General features: G+C 35.5%; 15 protein-coding genes. 8 read left to right on the top strand and 7 right to left on the bottom strand.

Features of this window, described 5'->3' with window-relative positions; genetic code table 11:
- Positions 1–19: 19 nt before the first annotated feature.
- From dndC to KNO85_RS09720, 4 genes are read left to right on the top strand one after another with little or no spacing between them, the layout of a single operon-like run.
- Entirely contained in the window at positions 20–1,675 is a 1,656-nt protein-coding gene (dndC, locus tag KNO85_RS09705) for a DNA phosphorothioation system sulfurtransferase DndC (protein WP_214789487.1), read from the top strand.
- Positions 1,665–3,677 carry a DNA sulfur modification protein DndD gene (dndD, locus tag KNO85_RS09710; protein WP_214789489.1) on the top strand — a complete coding sequence of 671 codons (2,013 nt, stop codon included), beginning with the start codon at positions 1,665–1,667 and terminating at the stop codon, positions 3,675–3,677. The genes dndC and dndD overlap by 11 nt, the downstream gene beginning before the upstream one ends.
- Complete coding sequence (locus KNO85_RS09715; protein WP_214789491.1) at positions 3,674–4,054, top strand: DndE family protein; 381 nt, start codon at positions 3,674–3,676, stop codon at positions 4,052–4,054. The genes dndD and KNO85_RS09715 overlap by 4 nt, the downstream gene beginning before the upstream one ends.
- 1 nt (position 4,055) lies before the next feature.
- The gene (locus KNO85_RS09720; RefSeq protein WP_214789493.1) at positions 4,056–5,174 is read left to right on the top strand and encodes a cysteine desulfurase family protein; all 1,119 of its coding nucleotides are present in this window, start codon (positions 4,056–4,058) and stop codon (positions 5,172–5,174) included.
- A gap of 46 nt (positions 5,175–5,220) precedes the next feature.
- Here the strand turns inward: KNO85_RS09720 and KNO85_RS09725 are convergent, their stop codons facing one another.
- From KNO85_RS09725 to dptF, 4 genes are all read right to left on the bottom strand, one after another.
- Entirely contained in the window at positions 5,221–7,020 is a 1,800-nt protein-coding gene (locus tag KNO85_RS09725) for a DUF262 domain-containing protein (RefSeq protein WP_214789495.1), read from the bottom strand.
- A 301-nt stretch (positions 7,021–7,321) separates the two neighbouring features.
- Positions 7,322–11,359, bottom strand: coding sequence for a DNA phosphorothioation-dependent restriction protein DptH (gene dptH, locus KNO85_RS09730; RefSeq protein WP_251130615.1), 4,038 nt, complete (start codon positions 11,357–11,359; stop codon positions 7,322–7,324).
- Positions 11,340–12,749, bottom strand: a complete 1,410-nt coding sequence (dptG, locus tag KNO85_RS09735; protein WP_214789498.1) for a DNA phosphorothioation-dependent restriction protein DptG — start codon at positions 12,747–12,749, stop codon at positions 11,340–11,342. The genes dptH and dptG overlap by 20 nt, the downstream gene beginning before the upstream one ends.
- A gap of 22 nt (positions 12,750–12,771) precedes the next feature.
- A complete protein-coding gene (dptF, locus tag KNO85_RS09740; RefSeq protein ID WP_214789500.1) occupies positions 12,772–15,090 on the bottom strand; it encodes a DNA phosphorothioation-dependent restriction protein DptF in 2,319 nt (772 codons plus the stop codon).
- 111 nt (positions 15,091–15,201) lie between these two features.
- Between dptF and KNO85_RS09745 the strand changes: the two genes are divergently transcribed.
- From KNO85_RS09745 to KNO85_RS09760, 4 genes are read left to right on the top strand one after another with little or no spacing between them, the layout of a single operon-like run.
- Complete coding sequence (locus KNO85_RS09745) at positions 15,202–16,590, top strand: DNA phosphorothioation system restriction enzyme (protein ID WP_214789502.1); 1,389 nt, start codon at positions 15,202–15,204, stop codon at positions 16,588–16,590.
- Positions 16,591–16,610: 20 nt separating this feature from the next.
- A complete protein-coding gene (locus KNO85_RS09750; protein ID WP_214789504.1) occupies positions 16,611–16,799 on the top strand; it encodes a hypothetical protein in 189 nt (62 codons plus the stop codon).
- Between the two features lies 1 nt (position 16,800).
- Positions 16,801–18,819 (top strand): AAA family ATPase, encoded by a 2,019-nt coding sequence (locus KNO85_RS09755; protein ID WP_214789506.1) that lies wholly within the window; start codon positions 16,801–16,803, stop codon positions 18,817–18,819.
- Positions 18,819–19,283, top strand: a complete 465-nt coding sequence (locus tag KNO85_RS09760; protein ID WP_214695173.1) for a hypothetical protein — start codon at positions 18,819–18,821, stop codon at positions 19,281–19,283. The genes KNO85_RS09755 and KNO85_RS09760 overlap by 1 nt, the downstream gene beginning before the upstream one ends.
- Before the next feature lie 49 nt (positions 19,284–19,332).
- Here KNO85_RS09760 and KNO85_RS09765 read toward each other — a convergent pair whose 3' ends face one another.
- The 3 genes from KNO85_RS09765 to KNO85_RS09775 all read right to left on the bottom strand — a co-directional run bounded on the left by KNO85_RS09765 (position 19,333) and on the right by KNO85_RS09775 (position 20,529).
- On the bottom strand, positions 19,333–19,659 hold the full coding sequence (locus tag KNO85_RS09765) for a nucleoside triphosphate pyrophosphohydrolase (RefSeq protein ID WP_214789508.1): 327 nt from the start codon (positions 19,657–19,659) through the stop codon (positions 19,333–19,335).
- Between the two features lie 6 nt (positions 19,660–19,665).
- Positions 19,666–19,869 (bottom strand): hypothetical protein, encoded by a 204-nt coding sequence (locus tag KNO85_RS09770; protein WP_214789510.1) that lies wholly within the window; start codon positions 19,867–19,869, stop codon positions 19,666–19,668.
- Positions 19,870–19,950: 81 nt separating this feature from the next.
- Entirely contained in the window at positions 19,951–20,529 is a 579-nt protein-coding gene (locus KNO85_RS09775) for a class I SAM-dependent methyltransferase (protein WP_214789512.1), read from the bottom strand.
- Positions 20,530–20,678 lie beyond the last annotated feature (149 nt).

Here is a 20,678-nt window from a genome sequence, read left to right on the forward strand (position 1 = left end):
CACGAGAGGATGACAATTTATGACACAAGGTATTATTAGTAACTTATTTACTCAGCATGAAGGAGATACTGTTTCTAGACGCTCCATCGATTTGATCAAACGTGTTTATTTAAATGATACACGTCCATGGGTCGTCGGATTTAGTGGTGGAAAAGATTCTACACTAACGACTCAACTCATTTTCGAAGCGTTGCTAGAACTTTCACCAGAACAGTTGCACAAGAAGGTATTTATTATTTCTTCTGACACTTTGGTAGAAAACCCACTCGTCGTTTCAATGATTAATGGCTCTCTACACCGAATGCAAGAAGCAGCCTTAAAATACAATCTTCCTATTGAAACACAAAAAGTTAAACCACTTACAGAAAAAACTTTTTGGACAAATATTATCGGACGTGGCTATCCTACTCCTAACCAAACGTTTAGATGGTGTACAGATCGCCTTAAGATCGATCCTGCTAACCGCTTCATTAAAGATAAAGTGTCAAAATACGGCGAAATTATTATGGTACTTGGTGTCCGTTCATCTGAGAGCACGAGCCGAGGCCAATCCATAAAAGATCATGAGATTTCAGGTAGCGAATTGATGCGACACACATCACTAGCGAATGCTTATGTATTTGCTCCAATTAAAGAATTTGTTCTAGATGATGTATGGAGCTACCTTCTTCAAAACCCAGCTCCATGGGGAGAAGACCATCACAAGCTACAGAAAATGTACATGGATTCAAGCAGCGAATGTCCATTAGTCGTTGACCAAAACATTAAAGAAAGTGCTGGTTCTTGTGGGAATAGCCGTTTTGGTTGCTGGACATGTACGGTTGTCAATCAAGATAAATCGCTTACTGGTTTTATTCAAACTGGTGAACATGACTGGTTAAAACCATTATTGAAATTCCGTAATAAAATGGTGCTCATTCGTGACGACCGTTCTAAACGAATGCATAAACGAATGAATGGTGCCTTCTATTTATTAGAAGTTCAACATGAAGTCAAAGAAGATGGAATTCATATTGTTCAAAAGAAAAAAGGCGGTCGTGCTGCCACCTCTCATAAAGTGGTTGACCGCATTGAAGATTTGACTGATGAATCTGTTCTTGCCGTTCCTAAAACACAATTAAGTCAATTTATCGCAAAACACAATATTGACTTGAGTAAACCTGAAGAGTTTAATATTCAGTTTGTCGTTACCGAAACAAACGAAGATGGGCAATCTGTATACTCACACCTTGGTCTTGGTCCTTTCACACTAGCTACTAGAACTGAACTAATGCGCGATTTATTAATTTTACAACGTGATTTGAAAGTTCCAAATTCAGTCGAGTACAAATTAATTCAGGATGATGAGTTACGAGCGATTCGTCGCTTATGGCTCCGTGAAGGTGATTGGAACGATACACTACCAGATCTTTATCGCGAAGTATTCGGCGTCGACTTGGATTGGGAACATGATGATCGTCAGATTCTAACAAGTGACCAAGCGAATGATTTAGAACTTCTTTCTCAAAAGCATGGTCTTGATTTCAATATGGTTCAAAAACTATTTACAACAGCAAATGATTTTCTAGGTGTAAAGGTTAAACGAGGATTTAATAAAGATGTCGCTGCGCTATTGAGCCAAGACTATTTAACCCTTTACAAAGAGCAAGGAGTTTTAGAGAGAGATGAAGATTGAATCGATTGTCTTAAAGAATATTGGAGCATATAAAAATCAAACATTTGATTTTAAGAATGAAAACTCTAATAAAAATGTTATTTTAATCGGCGGGAAAAATGGAGCGGGTAAAACAACCTTTTTAAACGCACTTCGCACTGGATTATATGGTAGTCAGGCGTTTGGGATTAAAGCACCCACTCCATCCTACTTCAAAGAAATTGAGAAGTTAATCAATAGCGAAGTAAGAGATCAACGAGAAAGATATAGTACCACTAAACAAGTTTCAAAAATCCAAATTACATTTACAACAACAACGAATCAAACAACATCTCGCTATTTATTTGAACGATCATGGGGTATCGACGCTAAGAATATTAAAGAATACTTTAATATTTATCGTGATGGAAATACCTTTGCACTCGCAGAGAAGGATAAGAGTCAAGTCTATTCATTATTCTTAGAACGTACTCCCCTCTACTTGTTTAACGTCTCATTATTTGATGGAGAGACAATCAATCAAATCATTAATGAAGGAAAATTATCCGAATACCTAGATGATTTGATGAAAAGTGCATTCAAATTAGAGATTCCAGATCTATTAACGGAAACAATCGAATCACTTGTTCGTGATGAAACGAAATCGAAGTTATCTAAAGATAAATCAAAACGTTTAGATGAGCTTAAAAAACAACTAAATGAATCCGAGCAAGAAATACAAAGAGTTCAAATAGATAAATCTGAGCTTATTCAAAAAATTGAAATAAGCGAAGCAGAAATCACTGCTTTTTCTGACTCTCTACGGGCACATGATGTGATTAGTAAAGAAGAAGAGGCAACATTAAAAGAGAAGATAAGAAGTTTAGAACAAGAACGACAGAAATTAAAGCAGTTCACGTCAGACTTTTTCAGTGAGTACTATGCTTTTTCTATCAATCATCACTTGCTTGAAAAAGCTGCAGAACAGGTCGAATCAGAACTATTGGTAAGAAGTGTAGAAGATTTAGAAAAAGTCTTCACCGATGAGTTTTATAAAAATGTTTCGCGTAACTTAGGTGGGTCTGTACAACATGACTCACTGAAAAAGGAATTCAATGCTGCTTTAAAAACGGCAGTCCCGAAAACTGAAATTATTCACGATGCTTCATTCAGTTCGAAGGCAAAAGTTGAAAATATGATTTCTTCAGTAAACTCTCACTCTTCCTCATCTCTCTTGGCAAACATTAATCGCGATGACGAAATCATAGAGGAACTGAAGACATTACGAAGAAAACTAGTGATTCGAGAAGAAAATCATGCAGATTTTGAAAAACAATTTGAGGAATTGAATCAACTCAAAGTTAGTCATCTTCATTTGAACGAGCAGTTAGAACGTATTGTTAAACTTGAAGAAGAGCTCCAAAATCAGTACTCGATGTTAGTGGAAGAAAACGCCTCACTTCAACAAGAAATCGAGAAAATCACTTCAAAATCGAGCTTATTATCACAAAATGCGACTTCAACATTAGCTTTACTAGAAGACTTCAAACTACAACAACGTCATAAAGTTATTCGGAGTGTTGAAGAAAATGCGTTACGCATGTTAAAAACATTGATGCGTAAAGAAGATTACGTAGATAAGCTATCGATTCTACCTGAAGATTTCTCTTTAACTTTGTCATCTAAGGACCAGTCCCAAATTTCTGTAGCAACGCTATCTTCTGGTGAAAAACAAATCCTACTTCTTTCATTAATCTGGGCAATTTTCAAAGTTTCAGAAAATCAAATGCCATTTATCTTCGATACTTTGTTAGGCCGATTAGATCGAGATCATCGTTATAATATTTTGCGTAACTTACTTCCTAATTTCGGTGAACAAGTGTTAGTGCTATCTACAGACTCAGAGATTAGCAAAGATTACTATGACGTACTCAAACCATCGATTTCTAAAGAGTATAGTCTTCAGTTTGATAATAAACATTTAGAAACACGAGTCATTCCATCGTATTTTGAATTTGAAAACGCGCAGGTGAAAAACTCATGAACTACCGTCTTAAATTAACTGAACAAACGCATCTCTATTTTAAAGAGATTGCAAACTCAACTCATATCACACCAAACATCCTAGCTCGTTTCGCCGTTGGAATATCATTAAAAAACGAAAAAACTCCATCAAGCGTTAAAGGTCAACCCATTTCAAATTTTGAAATCAATCGCGCCACCTTAACCGGAGAACACGACGAGATGTTTAAAATGATGATTCTTCAACATGCTAAACACCATATTGAGGAAGAACGATATTTTCCAGATTACTTTAATGCACATATTACTAGAGGTGCCGAAGAGCTTTATCAAATATTCCAATTTTCTAGAAGTACCAATCAATTCTTAAGAGAGTTATTGGCTCTCCAGGAGGGATAACATGCTTTATCTAGACAACAGCTCAACGACACCTGTGTATCCAGAAGTACTTGAAGCGATGCTCCCCTATTTTCTTAAAGAGTTCGGGAATCCTTCGAGCAAGTATTATTCACTGGCAGAAAACTCTAAGAATGCTGTTGAACATGCTCGAGAACAGTTAGGTAAATTTCTTAACTGCTCTTCTACCGAGCTGTATTTTACTTCAGGAGCGACCGAAAGTAACAACTGGATTTTAAAGAGTGTAAGTTCATCCTTACCAGATCATCAAGTGATTACTACGGTAACTGAACATTCATCTAATTTGGAAATCGCAAAGTATTTGAATGAGCAACTTAACATTCACGTTGAATACTTGTCAGTTGATCAATTCGGTAGAATCAATTTTTCTGAATTAGAGTCTCTACTAAAAAAACGCCCTACTTCACTCGTTTCAATCATCTGGGGAAATAACGAGTTAGGATCATTAAATGACATTCAGAGAGCTTCTGAACTAGTTGCTCAATATGGTGCACTCTTTCACACCGATGCCACACATGTCGTCGGAAAGATGAGAATCAACCTGTCAGAACTGACGAACGTTCATTTCTTATCCGCTTCTGCGCATAAGTTCAACGGTCCAAAAGGTATCGGCATCGCTTATGTACAAAAAGATGAGGATGGTATTCCAAGAAAGTTGACACCTTTAATACATGGTGGTGGCCAAGAACAAGGCATTCGAGGTGGAACGTTAGCTGTTCCTCTGATTGTGGGAATGGGAAAGGCAGCAGAAATGCATCAAGCAGCTTTGTCCAAGAACATTAAAAAGTTAGAGAAACTTGAAGAGTATTTAGTTCAACTTTTAACTCGAAAATTTGGTTCGAACATACGATTTAATAGTGATCAGACGAATAAAATTCCGGGCATTGTAAATGTTCAATTCATTGGTATTAACAACGAGGTACTTGTAAAACAGTTAGCTCCTGTCATGGCAGTCTCAACTGGATCCGCATGCAGCTCCAGTAAACCAAGCCATGTACTTCAAGCGATTGGATTAACATTGGATGAAGTGCGATCTTCAATTAGATTTTCGCTATCAACAAAAATCGACCTTGATGATTTAAATATTTTTTTGGAATTATAACAAACCTGGACTGCATTTATAAATGCAGTCCAGGTTTGTAAAGTAGTTAAATAGAGGGATATTTCCATACATTAACAGATTCCTTCGCTAAGGAATTTTGTCGTTCGCCGATTTTCTGAAAATTCCATTCCTTATTTAAAGCTACTTCTTTAGGATAATATAACCCCGATTTAGTATAACAGCCTTTTTTATGTTCGAAATCTTTATTACTAGCACTTACGTTTAAGCTACTTTCAAGAATCAGTAAATTGCCTAACATAAATTTATAAGAATCATATCTATCGTCATTTCTTACATTGGACCACTCAGTCATTCTATTCACTGCTCTAGACAATTTTTTAGGCATTATATGTTCGACGTGTTGAATTGGACTATGATCTAGCGGCACAACGCCAGAAAGCTTTATTTTTTCGAATTCATACAACAAATAAAAAGCTAAATCATTACTTTTGGTGGAGAATCTTTTAAAATTTTCAATAAAGTCAGAATTAGGTGTCAATGTTGACATATATCGAATCATATCATCAATAGTTTGAATTTTCGTGACTATATCATCTGCTTCTGTAAATTCTGCTGGATTTCTAGGGTAACGCAAATATTTTGACATGAGACCAATTTCACGTTCCAGGTCACTAACAGTCTTACTTCCGATTGTAAAATATCTAATACAGAAAGTGATAAGCGAATCAAGGATTTTTTTGAATTCTTCTTCATCATTTCCGTATTTTACTGCAGCTGTTAATAACAAAGGATTAGCGTGTGAAACGTCAATTTTTTTAAAAATTTTTAGTTTCTCAGTAATATCATTTGACCAGTATTGTGTTCCCACTAAATTAACTCTAGCATACCACTCCGACTCCATGAGAAGACTATTTAAATATGTAATAGAATTTACAGATATAATATGCTTTGAAATTTTAGTGAATAAGTCTCTAGGTTTTACACTCCCATAATGAGAAGCGTAATGGAACCTAATAAAATTGGTTAGATTATCATCTTCTATTGTATTAATAATGTTATCCCATTTTCGTTTAATTTCAGCCATTCTAGTTGAATTATCTTCTCGTTTAAATAATTCGTTTTTTATTAGATCTGACTCAGAAAGGTCCTTACCTCTTTTATTTAAAGAACCAAAAATCACATACGCCATTGCCCGATCTTCTACAACAATCTTTAAAAAAGAAAAATACTGAGTTAATGCTCTAGTATATCCATTTAGTTTGTTTGTAAGTTTTTCTTGATCCAACTCTACAGGAAATTCAGTATTCAATTTTTCAACGAAGAAATCATGAGCTTTTTTTACTAAGTCTGCTGCTGAGCCTTCTCGTGGTGTATTCTTTTCATAGTATGCTTCTCTTTCTTTTTCGTTATTGCAAAGTAATACATAGTTTTGAAAAAATTCGTCTAGAGATTCATCTAAATTTAAATATGATTCAAATTCGTTTAGAGGCTCGCTAAATGTGTATATTTGTTCAATTGCATTTTTAATAGGCGTCATACTATGAATATCTTCAATTCTAAAAGTCAAATCTCTTAGTGCCTTCAAAAATATCGTCATAGTTGTTAATCGTTGTTGACCATCTACTACCTCAAAATAGTCATCCTTTTTAGTCAACACGATACCGCCTAAAAAATATGGTCTTGCCCCTAATCTTTCGGTGTAATTCTGATTTTCGTCAAATGAAAGTTTAAAATATTCAGTAAAGTCCTGCCAAAGATCGTCTAATTCAGATTTTTGCCAAGCATAGTTGCGTTGATGCTCTGGAATATAGTATTTTTTATGATCTCTTATAAAAAAATTTCTTATATTTACTGCCTTGGGTTCAAAATAATCTTCAATTCTCATTCGTATTCTCCTTTTCAGCTCTTAATTTCATAAAATATAATCAATCCACTTTTACAATTTAACACAAATTATAACATTTAACTTGATACTAAAATAAATTCATTAATGGGTAATTACATGGGATTAAGCTTATGGTTTAAATAAGTATATTCATTTGTTTATTCTAGTAATTATTTTTATATTATATGAATTCTATCCTCTCTATTTTCAATCATCTCTTCAAAAGACTGAGAAATTTTAAAGTAACTTTGAATGTGTAAAAATAAGACCAGCTCAAATAAAAAGAGCCGGTCTTTCAAATTCAAACCTTATTGGTTTTATACGTTTCAAGCATTTCTTCTCTTGGAATATCCTTTTTCCCATCTATAATAGATTGTCGGATTTCTTCAATCGAATACGATCCACCACTTATACCATACTGTTCTGGTAAATTAAGCAACAGAATATCATCATCAACTCGTTCAATAGATGAAGTTGTTTCTTCTGTTCTAAAAGAAACGACAACTCCTTTATTAAAGTATTCGGTTAATTCATTTGAAATCTCATACTCCCCTTTCATCAATCTTTCGATGACTGAGAGTCGATTCTGCTCGAAGTCATAATTTCTCTCTCTCTCGCTCCACAACTTTCCTTCAAATAGTTTTTTAGCATTTGCTAAGAACAGATGTGCAAAGAACATTCGATAGTACTGTTGAGAGAATGTAGTTTCTGTCTCACCCACACCCAATTCAAAATCGAAGAGAGATTTTGTGCGAACAACTTGGTTTCTAGCTTTATCTATGACATTACTCAAGTTTCTACCGATTTTCACTTCAATTGGATAGAAATGCATTTTTAACTTACCGTCCGTTTCCTGCATCCCGATCAAAAGTAAATCATCTGAATAACTACCTGATTTACCTAATGCTTTCACAGTGAAAGGTGAATTCGCGTGGTTTAACCCGATTGCTTTCGCTACACGCAAAATTTCCTCAAGGGAAATCGGAACCCAAGTAATATCATCAGTTGTGAACATCGCCAATGAATACTTGACGGCTGCCAACAAACTGAATTTCTCACGACTCTTATGCACGTTACGTGCCGTCTCATTACTAAGACCTTGTTGAATCATTGAAAGTAACCATTCTCCGTTGATGACGTTGAACGTTTGAATGATTTCTTTAATACTCTCATCCGTATTCAAATCCGGCTTCTCATGATTCAAGTAATCTTTAATCACTGCCTGATATTGTGCCGTTTTCTTCGTGACGGTAATAGCATCATATCGGTAAGAAGACGACTGATCATTATAATGAATGATAATCAATTCATTGTCTGGATTTCCTTGTTTAGAAGAAAAATAGCCTAAATCAACAGTAGGTTCAATTAATGTGACCCAGTGTGAGCTCTCATAAATATTTTGCAACTTATAGCCGTCGCGTGCATCTGTAATACTAGCCAGTGCTGTAACGCCATGTGCAAATGAGCTACTCCCGTTATCTTTCATGTGTACGTTTAATTCATTAAATGATTTGGCACATCGTAGTAACAAGTCTTCTTCTTCAATTGCATAACCTCGAAGACCGAACCCCATGCTAAACTGACCATCTTTGACTGTCGGTGCAAGTGTCGAGTACAAGCCGTTCATGGCGTTACCACTCTTGATATACTCCATTTTGTCTGTGATAACTTGTTCTTCACCACTCATTTTATAGAAACTAATATGAGCATAGTCAAAATCATTAAAGTGCTCATTTTGAATATGGTAGTGATTAATCAGCGACTGAATTTTCTCCGCTACTTCTTGAGGGGAGAGAATGAAGTTTTTAGGAATAAGAGCATAAAGATATTCAAACTGTTCCCAGTCATCGTCCATAAAGTCTTTTGCTGCAAATTGATCGAAAGCACTTCGGTATCGACCTGAATCGCAGTAAAGTCTAACTTCTACAGGAATGACTTCATCTCTGTTTTTTTCATAGCTGTCTTTTAGTTGTCGGAAAATCCATTCAACAATACCTTTTAGCACCATCTCATCATTACGAATTTCAATCACATTTAAATACAGTGGTGCTCTAGTGACTTGATTTTTCTGATTAAAGAGTGACGTAAAGTGATCGACAAACTGATTTAGCTTTTCTTTAACAACTTCGGATAGAAAGCGATCGGCTTCAGCGACAACAACCTCTTCTTTTGCTCGATACACCATCCATTCTGGCAAGTCTGATTGGGATTCTGCCTTGTAAGCTTTACCTTCAAACCATAGATATGGGGCAAGTGCATCGGCACGTAGACGTTTCAGTACACTTTCCGAGATTTCCTCTTCACCAAGTTGATCATTTAATTCTAACTGAAATGCAACATTCACTGGATGGAATGGAGTAAAGTAAACAATCTGTTCTTTTTGGTTGAACAGTACACCTAATCTTAAAATCGAATGCCCTACTTCAAACAATCGATCTGCTTCTTGAATCGATTCAATCGCCTTTACATACGCTTGAACGTAATTTAAAGCAACCCGTTTGTATTCATCGTCCCAGTAAGCTAACATTGGGACAGTTTTTTTAATTTTAAAGTAGTTTAAGAACAGATTGTACGCTTCTCTTAATTCATAATATGCTCCGAACTCCAAATCAATAGGACTGAGGACGCCTGCAGAAAGAACAGCAGTTTGCATACTTTGATTGACCCATTCCATTTCGTAGTCCAAAAAGTCTTTATACTCATTTTGTGGATAGTAAATTTGATTCTTCAAAATCAATTTTCCATCTGTACTAAGTACAATGGATGCTCGCTTTTCACGCTTTTCTTTATACAATCGGATATTTGGAATCGGGTGTGGCTTTGAAGCATCAACACTCAATTTAATACTAATTGGTTGTGATTCTCCAACAACTAGTTGCATAAACTGATCTTCTTCAAACAAATCCTGATCAAAGTGATACGTCACATTTGGTTCCTCTGACACTTTAACCAGAGATTGTTCTTGGAAAATAGGTTCGTGCGAGCCGTCCCCTAAGCGTAATTCGCCTTCTTTATTACCGAGAGTCAAATATTCGGTATCGTTCTCTTTTAAACGCTTCACTTCGTATGTTCCAGCATAGTCTTTAAGAACTTCACTAGAAAACGGGAAAATCATAATATTTAGCTCTGAGTACAATGTATTTTCATTTTTCACTTTATACTTCACAGTACATTGCGCAGTATTTTGAACTTGATTTGAAGTTAGTGTTAAATAAAGATTGTTCGTTCTCACATTCGAAGTTACTTCGAGTAACGGATTGCAATATTCAACTTTTACTTGCGACTGTTCTAAGCTTTTTCGAACACCTTTACCTTCTATGAGATATTTAAACTTTAGGCTGATTTCTTTTTCCTGAGACGGATTAAAAATTGCAATGTAACGTATACGTTTTCCTGTTTTAGTCGTTTTATGTGGTCGATCCCACACAGCTACTGAAGAGTGATCATTAACATTTGTCACTTCCTCAAGTTCAAATACTTTTTTATTTTTCTCTGCTTTGAGTTTGATTACTTCTTGTAATGTTAATTCATTCCAGTGATCATGTTTGAGTTTATTAACACCTTGTTCGTTAAACTTTTTCGGTAATTGTGCTTCAGTCGTTTCATTGAAATGACTCTCTTGCACAAACTCATACAAATCTCGGTTCTCACGAAGTCTTTCACGAATCTCTTTTTTGGAGGACGTCTGGATAAATGAATCAAGCTCCTGGTCGTGGAAGAACCTTAACTTTAGAAAATCTTTTTTTGAAAGTTCTGTTTTTTGCATGAGGGAGAGAATTTCTTCAAAATCAAAGAAAGATACTCCTTTAAATGAGTTAAACTCTTCTTCAATTTCCTTCAAGTGAAAATTAATCACTTCAACTAGTGCGCCCTTATTTTCAGACATTTGCTTAAGTTCATGCTTAAGTTCTTCTAAAATCTTTTGAGGGTTTAATGGCATTCCTTCTTTTTGAAGATTTGCTCCACCACCATCGATACTATCAAGTTGCCCGTGATAAATGACGAGTAGTGAGCGATTAATTCCTTCTTCTTCTTGTTCACTAACCAAATTTCGAAGTTTGACGAAGAAATCAGGTTGAATTCCTTCGCTTTGAGTAGCAATGATTAACTCACTTGTCCCGTAGTCGATCGTAATCGTTTCATATTCAGTAACTCCGTTTAACTTATATTCAAAAGCTTTAACCTGATCTTTCGCTTCCTTCTCGAGATAGTCTTTTAAATATTGAACATGACTCTCTTCCTCTAGTTGCAAATAATACTTATCTCCAGGCTTAGGCGTGTTTACTAAAAAATGGCCATTTATTTTTTTCGTGACATACTCATAAAATTGGTTTGACATACTGCGCCTCCCCACTATCGCTCTTCTTATCGATAACATTAATTTTTTCTAATAGTTGTAAAAGGGCAGTTGATGATTCGTTATCAAAGTTGATGCCTCTTTTACTTAATCTTTCTAATAGTTCTACAAATGTAATTCGGTCATTTTTACAACTCACAGCGCACATCAGAATTAACATCTCCTGATTCAGAGACAATACATATCCAAGACGCCCGCGACGCTTCGTAAAGTGCGATTTAGCAATATTTTTTGCATGATCTCCATAACGAGACTGTGCTTCTTTCGGAGTTGTCAGCTTCATCGCATTGAATAGTTGTTTAGCTGCTTCATTGAAAGATTGAGTTTCATTGACATTATTCTCTAACCCTGCATATGTGAGAATTCGTTCAGTCTGCATATCAATATCTTTCAAAAATTGAGCTTGGTCAGCATCACTAAGCATGTTGAAGTGTTGAAAAATTTCATCATAGGTCATGATTTTAGATTTTTCATTCTCTAATGATTGGTTAATAGAGTTACAACTTAACTGAGCCATCGTCAACTCATGAACAAATAAATTTTCACTCGCACTCGTCAGCAGTCCCATACCCGAGTTCATCGTTTTTCTTCTTGATGTAACAGTCGTTTCGTTATGAATTGTGTAGTACATTTTTGATGGATGATTCCAGTTAGACGTCTCAAAGTTATTAATCTTTATTGTCGTTTGAGAAACAATATAGTGTAAGTAATACTTCAATAAATTATTAATTTCTTTCAAAAAGTATTGAGGATGTTCTGCCAAATAGACAAAATCCTCACCTAATAGTTTTACTGGTAATGAAGAATAAAGTGCATGCTCTGCTTTATATTCTTTGTTCGTTAAATTCGGTAATAAATTTACAATCATTTTGTCTAACAAAGTTTCATTTTGGCCTGCTTTAAAAACCTGTTTAATTTTTTCGATTTGCACTTCATCTAAAGCATGTTGCGTCAAATCCGCTAGAAAAGTACCTAACTTCTTCTTCGTCGCAGGATTACCTTGGATGTACATGAACATACTTGGATGGGTAACGTTCAATCCTCCATCCCGTTGTAACAGTAATTCACTAAAGAAAGTATGAATTTCATCTTCATGCTCGGGTTGATTCTCGACTCGCTCTAATACACCTTCTAACAGATAGTCCGTATTGAAAGACTTAGCTGACAGTTCTACATTCAAAAGCCTTCTAGAATAAGCACCGATTTCCTTTTCCCAATCGGAAAGAGCGTTTTTTATTGAATCACTCTTTCCTGTTGTGAAAGGGAGTATTTGATAAAAATTCGAAGTTTGTCGCTTCGTGATTTTTTTCCGACTTTTGTCTAAGACAATGACTTGTTTTTCATCGAAAATTTTCTCTGGTAATAATCTCATTATTTACACCTGCTTTCACAACTTACAATTTATTAAATACGATTTTTTCTTCATTACTAAATGGATCTGCTTCTTGTTTTAAAACGAAGGTCTCTCCAGTTTGGACAACATAAATCAACACTTCTTCGTTATTTGTATTGTGTGTTCGAATCGCATTTGCGAATTCACTGAATCGAATGGCATCATCGAAATCAATCTTGGAAGGCTGATATCCTTGATCTATTTTTGAAATCAAACTGAACATCTTATAATCGATTTCTAGCTTAATTCTTTGTTTGCGCTCACCCACTGCGAATTGAATAAATAAAGAGTTTCTGAATTGAACCACTTGCTCTTCATTTTTTATCGCCATACTGATTGGATCCAATGTAAAACTAACTGGTTTTGCTATACGATAACGCTTTGAAATTTTTGCATTCGTATCAAACAAATATTTTTTTTGATCTTTTTTAAATCCAAACCATAACATAAGAGCATTCTCAAATTTCTCGTAGAGAGTTTTAAGTTCATATTTTTGACCAGTGTAATAAGCAAATAGATATTTTGAGAATGATTCAACCGTTGTCTGTGTAATATTCATTTCTCTCGGATTAGACAAATACAGCAGTCTTAGTAATGATTGTGTGTACTCGGTAACCAATTCACGATCTAATAGATCAAGTTCATATGTTTGACGAGTCAATTCGTCAAATCTAGAGATAAACCCACTCACATCTGACTCTAAATTGATTTGAAGAATGATTTGATCTATCTCTTCGGAACGAGAAGCAACCGGATCTTCATTTCTTAGCATGATTGATATAGGTGAGTCATTTTGAGCTGTAAATATTTTTTGATGAAGACCGTGAATAAGTAACGTCTCAAGTACAATTTTCTGTTTACTAATATTTGTCCAATTTCCTGGAATCATAATTTCGTATATTAAGTTAAAAAATTGGCGCATAGATAAAACTGCTTTTTCTTTTAAAAGAGAACTTGCGATTATGTTTACGAAGTTGCGTCTCATTTGTTGATTACCCATAAGTAAAAAATTGCGGTGGATAATCGAATCGATTCCTCTCTTCACATCTTCTTGATAGGCTAAATAAAATGGGTTTTCTTCATTTGGATCGAACATCTTTGATAGAATACTCATTAAGAAATTCGATTCTACGCCACCTTTAGTAAGTTCATACATTGGATAATCTGAGAAACTGACCATGGAAAAATGGTCATGTTGCATTGCTTGGGAAATCTCATTCTCAAAAATGCCTGATTGCTCAATATATGAAATCAATGAATTGAACGTGTATTGATTATCGAGTGAACTTGCGAAGTCATATAAAAACTTATGTAGAACGCCTAAGTTGATTGCCAACACAAACTCTTCTGAACCCTCATGTAAATGTTGATCAGAAAACGGAATTAACTTCTCAAGTAATGTTTCCATTGCAGTTTTACGCGGAGAAAGGCTTTCTGTCGCATCATTCCAGATTTTATTTTTATATCGATTCATTAATTCAGGTTCAGCCGATTGAAGATGTGAAAGAATATGCGATTTCCCATCTCCTACACTACCGATTAAAAGCGTTAACCGTTTTTGTGCAGGTTGTTGCAGCATCTGAATTAATCTATTTTCGATTGGACGTTCTACGTGTAAATATTGTTTTAAAGAACTTAATGGAAGTTCTGCACTTTCAACCGCCTCTTTTGAAGATTCATTTAGTCTGGACATCAGATTGTATAGATAGCTCTCATTATCTTTTTCAATTTGAGGTAAGAAATCAAATAGTTTATTTGATTCTTTTTTCTCCACAATTATTTCTTCAGTAGGTTGCTCTTTAGGCGAAACAGAACTGAGCGCTTTTAGTTTTTCCTCTAGTTGCGCTTCTAAGATTTTTAAAATATCATCATGCCCTCTATCATTACTTTTTTCAGCTGGATGAGTAGGAGGAGCGTATCTAGGTATAGATGGTGGATTTTCATAACTAAGGACGTACGATTCTACAATGTTATATAAACTCGACCAGATTTTCGGGAGAATTTCGTGTGCCTCTTTTGTGAATAATTCATGTGCCGCACTATTTCCGTTCCTACGGACATAATGAAGATCTGAAGCTAATTCGCGGTCAATGATTTCTTCAGATTGCAACAAACGAATGTTATCGTTTAAATTATATGTATTTTGCAAACCGCTCACTTCTAACCACTCATTCACGATTGCTTCAATCATTTTTCTGGCATTCAGAAGAGCAAAATCTGTTTCTTTAGAATAGTATTTATCTTCTACAATCTGTGCCAACTCTTCCGCTTTCGGATTAATTGGTTTTAGAAATGAGAAAAAGTATTCCATGTCATTCATTCCTTTCAATCACCTTGATAACTTTTTTATTAACTATATTCTTTATTATATCTATAATAAGGGTATATGGTAGGTTTTACCTACTCCTATATATGATAAAGGAGCTATTATATGGATTCAACAATTCTATTTCCTTCTTTACCTAAATGGTTTACACCTCGAGACTATCAAATTGACGCCATACAAAGATGGACAGAAAACGGGTATCACGGTTTGCTGGAAATGGCAACAGGAACCGGAAAAACGCTGACAGCTCTCACAGCCATTACAAAGCGCTTTGAGGAAACCCAACGTTTAGTAGTCGTCATTCTATGCCCTTATCAACATTTAGTAGATCAATGGGCAAAAGATGCCAAATCTTTTGGAATGGATCCAATTCTATGCTATGGTTCAAAATCTCAATGGACATCGCTCTTGTCCGGGAAAATTACTCAATATAATTTTAAAATAAAAAATTTTATATGCGTGATCACTACCAATAACACATTTAAAAATGCTCATTTTCAAGCTCATCTCAGTCGAATATCCGATGGTGGAATGATTGTTGCAGACGAGGCACATAACTTAGGTACAAAACAATCTCTTCAGTCGCTTCCACCAACATTCAAAAATCGATTAGCACTGAGCGCTACTCCAGTAAGACACCATGATGATATCGGAACGGAACAGTTATTAAATTATTTTGGTGGGTCAATATATAAGTTTACTTTGGAAGAAGCGATTAAAAAAGGGTTTTTGACAAAGTATTATTACTACCCTCACCTAGTCTCTTTAACAGAAGATGAACTGGAAATTTATCACGACCTTACGAATAAAATTTCGAAATTAATTAACCTATCTGATCAACAATCAATCGAAGCCACTGGAAATAACACTGGTGCATTAGAGATGTTATTAATTAAACGAGCTCGATTGATTAATTCAGCTCAACAAAAAGATATTTTATTGAAAAAACAGCTCAAAATGCAAGAAACTCTTAACCATACAATTGTCTATTGTGGCGACCATTCAAAGGATGATCAACGCCATGTAGATCACATTGCACAATTTTTACATGACGATTTGAACATATCAGCGAAAACCTTTACGTCAACTGAATCAAAAGAACTACGACAGACGCTATTAAAGGAGTTTTCTGATAATACGATTCAAGCACTTGTCGCGATCCGTTGTCTAGATGAAGGCGTAGACGTTCCTTCTGCTGAGACCGCTTATATTTTAGCTAGTACCACGAATCCAAAAGAGTTCATTCAACGTCGCGGACGAATTTTGCGAAAACATCCTGGGAAAGAATATGCTTATATTCATGATTACATCGTCATTCCACGCCCTTTAACAGAAATTGATTTACTAACTGACAAAGAATTTAATATTGAACGTCGATTATTGATGAATGAGCTAAAAAGGGTAAATGAGTTTGCATCAATATCCGAAAATCACTATCAAGCACTTCAGATTTTAAATCCGATAAAAGAGGCTTTCAATCTTGTCGACCTATAAACTAACGAGGGGTGATCACGATGAATCCAAATCAATCAAACAGTGAGAATGATGTTTATGCATTATTAAGCGAGTTATCAGAAACAGAACAGCAAATTCTCCAAAATATTATTCGTTTAGAAAAAGACTACTTAGATAAAGAAGGTTCATTTACTGCTGCACAATTACCTGATGAATTTTCTAAACTAATTAAAAAGGAGTACATCTGACATGATTCTTAAGCAAGTCATCATTGAAAACTTCCGTCAATACTACGGGCAGAATACAATTGAATTTGCACATGGATCAGGAAAAAATGTTACTGTCATCCATGGCGAAAATGGAAGTGGTAAAACAGCATTACTCACAGCTTTAATTTGGGGATTTTATGGACGAGAACTCAAATTACCGAATCCTGAGTCTATTTTTAATAACAAGGCTGTCCAAGAGAGCACGAAGAGTCAAGATGATTTGATAACAGCGGTACAAATTAAATTTGAACATAATGATTATGAATACGAGTTACGACGTATTCTACACGCAAAATTTGATCAAGATCACAATATTCTCAATCTACCTAAAAACAAGACAATCAATCAAAAAATCGAATTAACTAAACGTAATATCGATACTAATCAATCTACTAAAATCAAAGATATTTCATACGAGATCAATCGCATTTTGCCATATAAGTTGCATACATTCTTCTTCTTTGATGGTGAACGAATGGACCATCTAGGAAAAAAAGAGGCTTATACTGAAATTCGTGATTCAATCAAGCGAATGATGGGATTAGAATTATTTGATAATTCTATTGAACATTTAAGCAAAACCATTATCAAACTTCGTGATGAGGTATCCAAAAACGTCAAAAGTGAATTAAGTGATAAATATTTACGCATAAATCAACTTGAAGATGAAAAGATTAAAAAGAAACAGCAACTCACTGAGACAAAACAAGAACTTGCTGCTGCTCAGACTGAATTGAAAAGTATAGAAAATGCTTTACGCAATGGCGAAGAAACAAGAACTTTCCAGGTCACACGTGATCACTTAGTTGAGTCAATCAAAGAAACAAAAAATGCCTTTGATGAGAAATTAAAAGAGTTGAGAATCCTACTGTCTCGCTCAAGTCATTTAGCATTTTCAACCTTACCAATCAAAAGATTTCTGCGGATTGCGCATACAACTGACCAAGGTACGATTGAAAAATTGATTCATCCTGATTTGATTCCGACTTTACTCTCAAACGGAAAATGCTTATGCGGACACGAACTTGAAACGACGACAATCGCATCTTTAGAAGAAGTACAACAAGAGGTCTTAAATCTATCTAGTTCAAAAAATGAAATGGACCAACTTTATTTCCAATTAAGCGGATGGGAAGTTGCTAGAACTCATTTTTATTCGGAAATCAAACGACTCGTTGGAGAGCGTGAAGAATTGAGAGAAACACTCAGAGGTTTGGAAGAGGAGTTACGAGAAATTGAAGAACGTATGAAAGCCAACTCTCGTAATATCGAAAATTCATCTAATCTAATTGAAAGAGAATCATCAGTTCGGACTGCAATCGTAAAAGCAGAGGCGAATATAGAAAATTTAATCCGCTCCATTGACGACATCTCAAAAGAAGAAGATCTCTTAAATAAAGAAGTTAGTAAACTGACTAAAGCAGAAGAAAGACAGTTAAAACTCCAACTTGCTTTGGAGTCTGCTACAAAAGTAAAAAACACTTTGATTGGTCTATTAAAACTGAGAGAGTCTCAAGTGAAAACTGAATTGGAAGAAAAGATTAAGCTCACCTATTCTCAGTTATTACGAAAAGATTATCCAATCTCGCTTACTGATAATTACGAACTCCTCGTTTCAGATGTAAACGGAGGTAGTATCGGTTTATCACAAGGAGAATCACAAATTACGAGCCTTGCTTTTATCGGAGCCATTGTTGATTTAACACGAGAGTATAAAGACAAAGAAAAAGGCCATGCTTTAGATGAAGATTTGAAACTAGGAAATATTTTCCCTCTTGTAATGGATTCTCCATTTGGAGCACTTGATGCAGATCATCGGTCTCGTGTGGCAACGAATTTACCGAAGCTATCTGATCAGGTAGTTGTCATTGTATCTACTTCACAATGGCGTGGAGAAGTAGACGAAGCTATTAATCATCGGATTGGAAAGTCATATAAATTACTCAACTACACCAATGGAGATACAGGAGAATACACTGAGATTGCGGAGGTAATGTAATGGCAAAACGTTCTGTGCGTCGGGATAGCACACAAGATCATATGTACGCAACGTTAAAAGAAGATGCTCAACTATTCGAAACTTATAAAGATGCTTTTATGGCCGCTTTGCTGTTTGGTTATAGCAATGAACGAAGAAAAAAAGTAAAGCCAGGTCCTGAAATTTTGTTAGGCATTTTTTCAGAACAAGATTTACAACTCATGAAATTGATTATGCATTTAGAAAATACATTTGAACGGTTCTCAGTCGACAACGATTCTGAGGATGAATCAGAGGTGACACTCGAAAACTACGAGATTATCGAGGAATACGCTGCGGGAGGATTAGATGCTCTTTATCAAGAGCTAGAAATCTTCTTGAGCGATCCAGAGTCTGCACAAAATGCTTATTTAGATTTAATGATTGAATACGAAAACAAAAAGTTCAATACTGAAGATTTAATCAATGAACTTCCATTTAATTAATATTAGCCGCCTACAAATCAGTATAATAATGAGTTTGTAGGCGGTTTTTTCATTCTAATATTTCTTCCAAAAACAATCCTTTATCGAATCCACCTTTAAGCTCTCGCTTGTTTCTTCGAATTACTTCTAACTCCTCATAGGATGCACCATGCATTTTACCAATTGCATAAGCAAGTTCTAAGATATCGGCTAACTCCTCTAAGCATTCTTCATCAATATTCGCATCTTCATACTCTTTTAACTCTTCGTAGAGCTTTAATCTCGCTTGTTCAAAATGTTCAGCTTGATTCAAGTGTTTAACGATAACTTGTTTCCCTTCTGCCTGAATTATTTCGGGCACACGATCACGTACTAATTTATTATAATTCACATTCATTACCTCCTACTCTACCACCTCAAACGCCTTCACATAAGCCACATGATCCAACATCACAATCAACTCGTCCTCAAATTGCACGAATCCATCGCTCGCATGTCGAAACGATTGATAAATTGACTCTAATGCCTCATATCGCGTATCCGCTTCTACCATGTACGTCAGCACTTCCCCATTGACCAAATGGAATTCAATCTCGAATGTTTTCATCGGGTTCACTTCCTTTCGCTCCACTACGTATGTATTACTCTTTTCCCTATTTCGCGATTCAATGTACTGGAACGTTTTGCTTTAACCCCACTCCGGTTTGATTGCATCAATGATTAGAGAAGGAAACACAAGCTGCTCTCCTTGATTTCGAGGGTCGTACTTCTTGGACCGAAAGATGACGCCATCGTCTCCATCCCAATCCTGTTGATGAAATTTTCCATTCTCGTCGCAGTACTCAAGTAATTTCACTTCATAGCCAGCCGTTTCAAACAGACGGATGATGGATTGATAGGTATGGACAATCTTATGACTCGCAGCGGGATGATCTTTCGGACCAGGTCCGCCGACTTGGACAATCTGTTGATAAGACTCATCTGGAAAATATCCATCTGGTACCGCACAGCGAATATAACCTAGAGGCTTTAAGTAGTTTCGGCACAGTTTCGCTGCGGCCACCCCTTCTTCATACGTGAGATGTTCCCATACATGCTCGGCTAAAATTGCTTTGATTGAATGTACATCAAAACGATTTTGCCACGCAGGTTCGTCCAATATGTTTAATTCTTCTTCCTGTGTATGGATCCAACCTGGATTGTTGTTGTACTCCCCCGCTCCAATCACAAGCTTGATTTCATCCGACTTTCGATTCGAAGATTTCATCTGCCCCACTCCTTTTCAAACAGTCCTATGCACGCTTCCTATTCCATATATCTTTCAATTACTCCTTTTGAAACCAAGATAAAAATTCTTCTAGCTATCGAAAGGAAAGATTTTCCTCTAATCTGAAAATAGTCAGAATATTACGTACT

Origin of the sequence: Exiguobacterium sp. s124, from assembly GCF_018617485.1 — a bacterium.
GTDB classification, from domain to species: domain Bacteria; phylum Bacillota; class Bacilli; order Exiguobacteriales; family Exiguobacteriaceae; genus Exiguobacterium; species Exiguobacterium aestuarii.